At 71.7% G+C, this 9200-nt stretch carries 10 protein-coding genes and 1 pseudogene; 4 read left to right on the top strand and 7 right to left on the bottom strand.

Annotation, left to right across the window (positions count from 1 at the left end):
- The first annotated feature begins 17 nt into the window (after positions 1-17).
- A complete protein-coding gene (locus OQF71_RS12580; protein WP_280588096.1) occupies positions 18-767 on the top strand; it encodes a sugar phosphate isomerase/epimerase in 750 nt (249 codons plus the stop codon).
- Between the two features lie 36 nt (positions 768-803).
- Here the strand turns inward: OQF71_RS12580 and OQF71_RS12585 are convergent, their stop codons facing one another.
- The 3 genes from OQF71_RS12585 to OQF71_RS12595 form a co-directional block, all read right to left on the bottom strand.
- The gene (locus OQF71_RS12585) at positions 804-1637 is read right to left on the bottom strand and encodes a hypothetical protein (protein ID WP_280588087.1); all 834 of its coding nucleotides are present in this window, start codon (positions 1635-1637) and stop codon (positions 804-806) included.
- Between the two features lie 60 nt (positions 1638-1697).
- Positions 1698-2936: a GNAT family N-acetyltransferase gene (locus OQF71_RS12590; protein ID WP_280588088.1), complete on the bottom strand. Its 1239-nt coding sequence runs from the start codon at positions 2934-2936 to the stop codon at positions 1698-1700.
- 78 nt (positions 2937-3014) lie between these two features.
- Positions 3015-4118, bottom strand: coding sequence for an NADH:flavin oxidoreductase/NADH oxidase (locus OQF71_RS12595; protein WP_280588089.1), 1104 nt, complete (start codon positions 4116-4118; stop codon positions 3015-3017).
- A 124-nt stretch (positions 4119-4242) separates the two neighbouring features.
- On the opposite strand from OQF71_RS12595, the gene OQF71_RS12600 reads away from it, so the two are divergent.
- The gene (locus OQF71_RS12600; RefSeq protein WP_280588090.1) at positions 4243-4404 is read left to right on the top strand and encodes a hypothetical protein; all 162 of its coding nucleotides are present in this window, start codon (positions 4243-4245) and stop codon (positions 4402-4404) included.
- A 57-nt stretch (positions 4405-4461) separates the two neighbouring features.
- Here the strand turns inward: OQF71_RS12600 and OQF71_RS12605 are convergent.
- The 3 genes and pseudogenes from OQF71_RS12605 to OQF71_RS12615 form a co-directional block, all read right to left on the bottom strand.
- Positions 4462-4933 (bottom strand): annotated as a pseudogene (locus OQF71_RS12605) (hypothetical protein); the annotation flags it as partial.
- A gap of 72 nt (positions 4934-5005) precedes the next feature.
- Positions 5006-5761, bottom strand: a complete 756-nt coding sequence (locus OQF71_RS12610) for a DUF2064 domain-containing protein (RefSeq protein WP_280588091.1) — start codon at positions 5759-5761, stop codon at positions 5006-5008.
- 59 nt (positions 5762-5820) lie between these two features.
- Positions 5821-6417, bottom strand: coding sequence for an NUDIX domain-containing protein (locus OQF71_RS12615; protein WP_280588092.1), 597 nt, complete (start codon positions 6415-6417; stop codon positions 5821-5823).
- 141 nt (positions 6418-6558) lie between these two features.
- Between OQF71_RS12615 and OQF71_RS12620 the strand changes: the two genes are divergently transcribed.
- The gene (locus OQF71_RS12620) at positions 6559-7971 is read left to right on the top strand and encodes an ATP-binding protein (RefSeq protein WP_280588093.1); all 1413 of its coding nucleotides are present in this window, start codon (positions 6559-6561) and stop codon (positions 7969-7971) included.
- Between the two features lie 32 nt (positions 7972-8003).
- On the opposite strand, the gene OQF71_RS12625 is transcribed toward OQF71_RS12620, so the two are convergent.
- The gene (locus OQF71_RS12625; RefSeq protein ID WP_280588094.1) at positions 8004-8585 is read right to left on the bottom strand and encodes a class I SAM-dependent methyltransferase; all 582 of its coding nucleotides are present in this window, start codon (positions 8583-8585) and stop codon (positions 8004-8006) included.
- A gap of 85 nt (positions 8586-8670) precedes the next feature.
- Here OQF71_RS12625 and OQF71_RS12630 point away from each other — a divergent pair.
- Positions 8671-9200: GNAT family N-acetyltransferase (locus OQF71_RS12630; protein ID WP_280588095.1), on the top strand; the 530-nt coding region annotated here is incomplete at its 3' end.

Here is a 9200-nt window from a genome sequence, read left to right on the forward strand (position 1 = left end):
CCACCCCCACCGCCGACATGGACATCGGCCTCACCGTCGGCGACGACCTCGACCGCTTGGCCGCGTCGCCGTCGCGGTTCGACTTCTGCGAAGTCGGCGTCGGCGAGCCGACGCTCGTTCCCGGCGACGTCGACCCCGACCACATCGACCGGGCGCTCGACGGGCGCGACCTACTCGTCCACCTCCCGTACAGCCAGCGGCTGGCGACGTACGTCCCCGAGGTCAACGACGCCATCGTCGACTACCAGCGGCGTCTTTTAAAATCGGCCGGCGACCTCGGCGCGGAGAAGGCGGTGCTCCACGCGACCTCGGCCGACCGCGACGACATCGAGTTCCGGCAGACGGCCGCCGAGCAGCTCCGCCGCGTCGCCGACGCCGGGCGCGAGGCCGGCGTCGAAGTCGTCGTCGAGAACGTCGGCCACCAGCACGCGGGGCTCCAGCTCTCCGTCCTCGGCGACCTCGCCCGCGAGACGGACACGCCGATCTGCTTTGACGTGGGCCACGCGTACATGGAGGGTGACAACAAGGCGATACGACGGTTCCTCCGGGGCCACGGCGACCGCGTCTCGCACCTCCACTGTCACGACGTGCGCCGCCGCGGCGACACCCACCTCCCGGTCGGCGCCGGCGAGGTGGACTACGGGGCCGTCGCGGCCGAGCTCGACGGGTTCGACGGCACCGTCGCGCTGGAGGTGTTCACCGACGACGACGCCCTGCTCGTCGACTCCGCGGAGCGCGTCGCCGACCGGCTCGGTGTGGACTTCTGAACGCGGGAAGAGAAGGCGGCGCGTCTCGCGAAGGGGTCAGCTCTCGTCGCGGCCAGCGCGGTCGTCGTCGCCGGCGTCACCGTCGCCGTCCTCGTCGTCCGCGGCTCCTTCCCCGTCCGCGTCGTCCTCGTCGCCGTCGATCTGCCGCTTGATCGACTCCAGTTCGGACTCGACGTCGACCTCGGGCGCCGGGCCGGCCTCGGGGTCGTCGCCGGCCGCGTCCCCTTCGGGGCCTCCGGACTCCGCGTCGGGATCGGTCACGTCGATCCGGACGCCGCGCCCTTGGCCGGGGGAGTCGTCGTCGCGGGCGCGGTCCCCGTCGCGGGCGTCGGAGTCGCGGCCGCCCGCCCCGCGGTCGCTTCGGCGGTCGTCGTCCCGACCGGATCGCCGCGCGGCGTCGGCCCCCCGGCGACCCTCCTCGATCTGCGACTCGATCTCGGCGGTGAGGTCGCGGGCGTCGGCGATGATCGAGCGCGAGGCGGCCTCCTCCGGGAGGTCGGCCTCGGAGAGCGCGGTCCGGAGCTCCGAGAGCGACCGGGCGAGACCGGCGCTCGCGCCGTCGCGGACATCGGCGAGGCGGTCGGTCGCGGCCCCGGCGTCGTCGGCGACGCTCCGTCCGGGGTCGGCGAGTCGGAGAGTCCCCCGGAGCAGTTCGAGCGACTTGATCGTCGTCTCCAAGAGCGCGATGATCGTCGGGATCGTGTACTGCTCCGTGAACCGGAGCAGCTCGGAGAGCCGAGGCGGCCGCGGCGGGCCGCGGCTGTCCCGCTCGCCTTCTCGGAGGTCGCGCCGGAGTTCGCTCAGGACGTCTTCGAGCTCGTCGAGCCGCTCCTCGAGCTCGTCGTCGCGTCGGTCGTCGCGGGAACTCATACCGCACGGTACGCGGCGCGCGAATAAAAAGCCCGGCCGGTGAACCCGCGAAACGGCGCCTCAGAATCCTTCGCGGAGGTGCGTCGTCCGCGGCGGGAACAGCGCGCGGAGCGCGGCGGCGGGGTCGTCGCCGAGCGGGGTCCCGCCCCCGCCCGCGAGTCGGCCGGATCGAACCGCCTCGTCGACGGACCGGTAGCCGACGTACAGCTGCGAGAGGGCGCCGACGTCGACGGCGGCGTCCGCGTCGGCGGGACCGGCGTCGAGCCGCTCGACCGCGACGGCCCCCTCCGCGACGGTCACGCGAAAGACTGTGTCGTTCCGCGTCGCGAGGGGGTCGTCGACCGCGAGCGAGAGCGTCGCCGCGGTCGCGGGGTCCGGGTCGAGCGCGTCGAGGGCGGCGGCGACATCGACGAGCCGGACCATCGGGCCGGTCTCGACCTCGCAGTCGACCGCACGTGGGTCCTCAACGAGATCGAGGAGCGGGGCGTCCGGCGGCGCCCGGATCCGGACCTCGCCGGCCTGCGAGCCGTGGTTGCGGAAGAACCGCAGGAGCTGGAACCACGCCTCGTCGTCGGCGACGGCGACGTCGGAGACGCGCATCGCCGGGTCGTCCCCGTCGTCCGGGTCGTCGTCGAAGGTGTACCGGCAGAGCCCGCGGAGGTCGCCGTCTCGCTCCCAGCCGTAGACGAACGGGTCGGTCTTCCACCCCCGGAGGGCGCGCTCGCGCCACCACTCCTCGGTCCAGGCCATCGTGAGGTCGTAGCGCTCCGCCATCGCGGCGAGCACGGGCCGCACGGCCTCGTAGTCGCCCTCGTCGAGCGGGCGGAAGGATCCGGCCGCGTCACCGTCGGTCGCGATCAGGTCGTCGACGAAGTCGAGGTGGTCCGGTGGCGCAGTGAGGTGGCGATAACGGCTCGCGGTCGCCCAGCCGTAGTCGGCGTAGAAGGGGTACTCGAAGGGCCACAGGACCGAGACGTCGATATCGCGGTCCCGGTACTCCGCGAGCGACTCCCGGAGCATCCGGCCGACGTTCCCCTGCCGGCGGTGCTCGGGCGAGGAGGCGACCGCGGAGAGCCCGGCGACCTCGCGGTCGGCGCCGCGGATCCGCAGCGGGAAGAAGTGGTGCGCGCAGACCGCGACGGGGTCGTCGGCCGCGTCGAAGAGCCCGCGTCGCTCGGCGATCGTGTCGTGGTCGTCCGCCTCCGTAGGGTCGTAGGGCCCCTCGGCGGGGGAGAAGGCGTACCGCATGAACGCGCCGAACTCGTCGACGCGCTCGTCGGGGAAAGGTCGGTACTCCATACGCCGTCGGCTCCCGGGAGCGGAATAAGTCTTCCCGGCCCGTGCGGGTGATCCCCGCTCGGCACCGGGGCGCCGCCGTCAGTCGAACCGGCCGCGCTGATACTGCACCGGCCACTCGACGTCCGCGCCGAGCTCGTGGGCGGCCTCCAGCGGCCAGTACGGGTGTCGGAGCAGTTCGCGGCCGAGCGCGACGAGGTCGGCCCGGCCGTTCCGGACGAGGGCGTCGGCGTGGGTCGGCTCCGTGATCCCGCCGACCGCGGCGACCGGCACGTCGGTCCCCTCGCGGATCGCCTCGGCGTACGGCACCTGATACCCCGGCCCCGTTCCCGGCAGCTGCTGGTCGGGGTGGATCCCGCCGCCGGAGACGTCGATCAGGTCGGCGCCGGCCTCGGCGAGCAGCGGGGCCAGCCGCACGGAGTCGTCCACGTCCCACGAGTCGCGGTCGGGCAGCCAGTCGGTCGCGGAGATCCGGACGAAGACGGGCTTGTCCTCGGGCCAGACGTCCCGGACGGCCGCGACGACCTCGCGGACGAGCCGCGTCCGGTTCCCGAAGCTCCCGCCGTACTCGTCGTCGCGGTCGTTGGTGACCGGCGACAGGAACTGGTGGAGGAGGTAGCCGTGCGCCGCGTGGACCTCGGCGATCTCGAAGCCGGCGTCGAGCGAGCGCACCGCCGCGTCGGCGAACGACTCGATCACCTCGTCGACGTCGCCAGCGTCCATCCGGCGGGTCGCCGCGGGCCCGCCGCCCCCGGCGCCGTCGCCGTCGGGGTACGGCTCGTCGGTGGCCGAGACAGTCTCCCAGCCGTCCGGATCGTCGGCGGAGATCGGGTCGCCGCCTTCGGCCGGCGGGTGGTGCGACGCCTTGCGGCCGGCGTGCGCCAGCTGAATTCCGGGCGTCGCGCCCTGCGACGTGACGAACTCGACGATCGGCTCGATCGCCTCGGCGCGCTCGTCGGACCAGATCCCGAGACAGCCCGGGGTGATCCGGCCGCACGCCTCGACGGCGGTCGCCTCGGTCATCACCACGCCGGCGCCGCCGACCGCGCGGGATCCGAGGTGGATTCGGTGCCAGTCGTTCGCGAACCCGTCGGCGGCGGAGTACTGGCACATCGGCGACAGCATCACGCGATTTCGGAGTTCGGTGTCGCGCAAGGTGAGCGGCGCGAAGAGCGAATCGGGCATCGTCGGACGCAACGACCGGCGCCGAGTAATGCACTCCGATCCCAGCGGGGATCGCCGCGGTCGCGGTGCCACGGATTTAGGCCGACCGAAACCTATAACCACCCGTACCCCCGACGGGTTGGTAATGAGCACTGGAGACCGGATCGAGCGCGACGGCGAGGAGCCGGCTGACGCACGGCCGACCGTCTCGGCGAGTCGCTGCTCGCCCGACCGGACCGTCTTCGCGGAGCAGGGGAATACGGACGCGTGGATCGCGACCGACCTGACGGTCGAGCTAGAGCGGTAGCGCGGCCCGGTCGGCCCTGCTTTTCTTCTTTCCGCCGAGCGGCGAGTCGCCGGGCCAGAAGAGGCCGATAATGAACCCGAGCCCCATAGCGACGAGGGCGACGGCGGAGAACACCGGGAGGTACGGCGCATACTGTTCGACCCGCTCCTCGTGGCGCTCGTAGCCCGCGAACAACAGCAGCGTCAGGCCGACGACGCCGGGGAGAACGGTGAGGGCGTACGCGGTCATCAGTTCGAGGCAGTGAGTCGAGCCTACACAGAGGGCGATTATCTCGAACTCCGCCTCGTGGGCGAACCCGAGCACGAACGCGAACCACGCGATCCCGACGAGCCCGCGGTCGACGGCGTCAGCGGGGCTTCCGCCCGAGTGGCCGTGGTCGGCGTGATCGGCTCGTTGACCTGCGTGAGTTCGAAGTATCCCTTCGCGTAGAAGAAGGCCCCACCATCGCGATGCGGCTCACGAGGTGGCCGACGCCGATGATCGGGCTCGCGGCGAGTTCGATCGCGGCCGCGGCGAGACCGGCAACCATGGTTCGCCGCTTCAGCGACCGCGGATCGGCGTCCGGGGTCCGTCTCTAAACGGTCAAGAAACGCGGGGGCCGTCAGTCCCGCACCACTCGCTCCTCGCCGTCCTCGACGACCACGTCCAGCCCGTGCTCGTGGACGAACGCGGCGGTGTAGTCGGGGACGACGCGCCGGGCGGCGAACCGCGCGCGCAACAGCGGGACGGCGTCGAGCAGGTCGTCGCCGTCGACCATCGACGGCGAGGACGCCAGGAACTCCACGTCGCGGTCGGCGTCTCGGCCGCGCGCCGCCAGCGTCGGCAGGCTCGGTGCCTCGAACGCCCCGTCGAAGTCGATCGGCGCGGTGAAGCCGGCGTAGTAGGTGCGCCCGCGGCTGGAAGGGCCGAGCACGACCTCGTTCGTCCGGAGCTTCATCGCGGCCGAGTCGATCACGGTGCGCGAGAGCAGCGGCGCCTGCGGGGTGACGACCGCGACGGAGTCGGCGCCCTCCTCGCGGAGCAGGTGCGTGACGGTGTTGCCCGCGCGCGCGCCGAATGACGACCCGACCTGTCGCTCGAAGCGGGCGTCCTCGGTGCCGCCGAGGGTGTCGGCGACGAGCGTGCGCAGCTCGGCCTCGGGGCTCGCGTCGGTGCGGTGCTCGGCGGGGAGGTCGTCGTCGACCGGGTAGTTGACGAGGAGCTCGCCGCCGGACCGGTCGACCGCGAGGACGGCGTCGCGGAATAAGGCCTCGTACAGGTCGGCGGCCTCGCCGGTCGAGAGCGGCGTCGACTCCGCGAGTCCGGTCGCGACGAGCCCCTCGCGGGGCGGCTGCGCCATGACGACGACGACGGTCATACCCGAACGAGTCGCTCGCGCGCCTTCAACTCGCCGTTTCGAGTCGAATCCGGGGGCGGTCAGGCGAAGTCGCGCCGCATCGCGATCTCGAACCACGGGCAGAGCCGGAGCTGGCGGTACAGCGCCGGGTTCTCGTGGAGGTGCTCGTAGTCGACCCACAGCATCCCGCCGATCTCGGCCTCGTCTGGGTCGAGCGAGGTGTCGTCGAGGGTGATCTTGAGCACCGAGCAGACCTCCCACTCGACGCCCTCGTTGGGGTAGTACCGCTTGTACTCGAACTTGTCCGTCACGCGGAGGTCGTCGTACTGGTCCGGCGTGATCCCCAGCTCCTCTTCGAGGCGCTGTTCGGTCGCGTCCTCCTGCGTCTGTCCCTCGACCGGGTGGGAGGCGACGGTGCCGTCCCAGTGGCCGTCCCACAGCCGCTTCGTCGGCGCGCGCTGGGCCAACAGGATCCGGCCTTCGCTGTCGTACACGAGGCAGGTGAACGCCCGGTGGCGGATCCCGTCGCCGGTGTGGGCGTCGAGCCGGTTCACCGTCCCCTGTTCCGCGTCGTCGGGGTCGACGGCGATCACGTCTTGGAGCGCGTTCTCGTGGCCCGCGTCGTCGTCGGGTCCCCCGGAACGGTCGCCGGGGGCGCCCGCGTCCTCTGAGCTCATGGCCGATAGGTCGATCACCAGGGCTAATAAGCGTTCGATACGTCGGCAGGGGAGTCGCTCGCCGCGTCCGAGGCGCGAAAACGCCCCGACGACGGACGCGGTTCGACGCGCTTAACCGCGTCCCGCGGCTACGTCGCGCGGATGAGTGACCCGGCGCTCGACGTCGTCGAGTTCGTGTTGACGACGCACCTCTACACCGAGAACCGCGACCTCGACGAGAACGACCTCCCCCCGCGCTTCCGCCAAGTGTTCTGGTCGGACGACGCCGCCGAGGACGCCCCCGGGGGCGTCGAGCGACCGCTCAAGGCGACGAGCGAGACGGCTCGGACCGCAACCGGCGTCGATCACCCGTGGGACGCCGTCTCCGACCTCCTCTTTACCCAACGCACCGAGTTCTCGGGCGAGATCTCCCTGACGCAGCCGGCGATGGCGCTGGAGTGGTACCGCGACCACGCCGACGCCGACCGGATCGCGGAGAACCCGACGATCGTCGCCGCGCTCGAGCTCGCCGAGGGCCTCGACGCGCCCGTGACTCACGAGGAGGCCCGCGACACCGTCCGCCCGATTCAGGCCGACCGCGTCTGGATCGACGCCCTGTTAGAGGAGTACTTCGACGACGACGAGGACGGCGAGATGCTCGACCTCGTCAACGTGCAGGCCCCCGAAGAGATCGAGACGACGCTCGCGGACCTCGTGCTCACCGGCGACCAGGAGGGCGAGATCCAGAAGATCGTGAAGGCGATCGAGCACCGCGAGTACCTCGCGAGCATCGGGCTCCGCGAGATCGGGAAGCTGCTGTTCGTCGGCCCGCCGGGGACCGGGAAGACCACCGTTTCTCGGGCGCTCGCGCACGAGCTCGGCATCCCGCTCGTCGAGGTGAAGATGTCGATGATCACGAGCCAGTACCTCGGCGAGACGGCGAAGAACGTCGAGAAGACGTTCGAGGTCGCGAAGCGCCTCTCGCCGTGTATCCTCTTCATCGACGAGTTCGACTCGGTCGCGAAGACCCGCCGATCCGACGAGCACGCCGCGTTGAAGCGCGCGGTCAACACCCTGCTCAAGTCGATCGACGAGGTGTCGCTCGTCCGCGACGAGGTCCTCCTCATCGGCGCGACGAACCACCCCGACCAGCTCGACGCGGCCGCGTGGCGCCGCTTCGACGAGATCGTCAACTTCCCCAAGCCGGACCGGGACATGCGCGCGGACATCCTCCGAGTCGTCACCCGCGAGATGAAGATCGCCGACTTCGACCCCGAGGAGGTCGCGGACCGGACGAGCGGACTCACGGGGTCGGACCTCCGGATGGTGTTACGCGAGGCGGTCCTCGGCGCGCTCACGGAGGACCGGATGACGATCACGCAGGAGGACGTAATGGAGGCGGTCGAGGACTTCGAGGAGCGCGACAACCTCAAAAACATGGACATGATCGACGGCGAGGGCGCAGAGGTGCTCGGCGAGACCGACCCGGGCGAGCAGGACCACACTCACGACGACGACTCGTCTCGCGAAGAGGCCGCCCACGACCACGGCGCGCACAGCCACTCGCACGACTAGCGCGCTTCCGTCGCCGAGCGGTTCGCCTCCGTTTACTCCTCCCGCTTCACTCCCGTCACCGTGTAGCCGAAGCCGCGGTCGACGATCCGCGGATCGAGTCCCGCGTCGTCGAACGCGGCCGCGAGCTCACGCGGCGTTCGGAACCGCGATTTCATTCCGATCGCGTCCTCGGCGGCGACGAGGGCCCGCCCGAGGGGATGCTCGGGATCGAACTCACGGATCACGAGCGCGCCGCCCGGCGCGAGCACCCGAGCGGCCTCCCGGACCGCGGCCCCTTGGTCGGGAAGGTGGTGGAATGCGTCCACGATCGTGATCGCGTCGACGGTCCCGTCGCGAAACGGGAGCCGTCCCGCGTCGCCGGCGACGCCCGAGAGCCCCCGGCCCTCGCGGGCGCGGCCGAGCATCCCGAGCGAGACGTCGACGACCGTTATCTCCGGGCCCGTCAACGCGGCGGCCGCTCGTCCGGACCCCCCGCCGACGTCGAGCAGGCGGTCGATCGGTCGCGTCGCGTGTTCGATCCCCGCCGCCAGCGCCTCGCCGTTCGCCGGGGGCATGACGCCGTCGTACAGGGGTGCGATCCGGTCGAAGAACCGGACGTCGCCGAGTCCGTGCATGGTCGCCATCGGCGGCGAGAACATTTAAATAACCGCGGAGACGGCGCGCCGCTCCGCATTTACCTAGGCGGGACGTAGCGACCACATGGAGTACGCGCTCGTCGGCGAACCGGGGTCGGGGACCGCCCTGCGGCTCGACTACCGGGCGTTCGCCTACGCCGGCAAGTTCGTCGTCGGCGCGCCCGGGAAGGCCGTCCTCCGGACCCCCGGCGGCTCTCCCGCGGTCCCGGAGTGGGAGCCGGAAGAGCCGCTGCCGCCGACCGTCGAGGCGAGCGAGTTCGACGACGACGTGATCGCCGCGGTCTCCTTCTCGCCCGACCGGACCGACCCCGCCCGCTGCCGCCTCCGCTACGTCACTGTCCACGTCGCGCGCCGGGGCGAGGGGCTCGGCCCGCGCCTGATCGATCGGACCGTCTCGCGGCTCGCGGCCGACGACTACGACCGGGTGCGGATCGCCGTGAACAACCCGTTCGCCTACGCGGCGCTTCACAAGTGCGGCTTCGCGTACACCGGCGAGCGGACCGGGATCGCCGAGCTGGAGCTGGAGCGACCGGCGGACGAACCGGCGGGGGAGGGGGCGAGAGGGAGCGAGCTGTCGGGGGGGGGGGGGTTGGT

Origin of the sequence: Halorubrum sp. Boch-26 (assembly GCF_029889805.1) — an archaeon.
Classification (GTDB): Archaea; Halobacteriota; Halobacteria; order Halobacteriales; family Haloferacaceae; genus Halorubrum.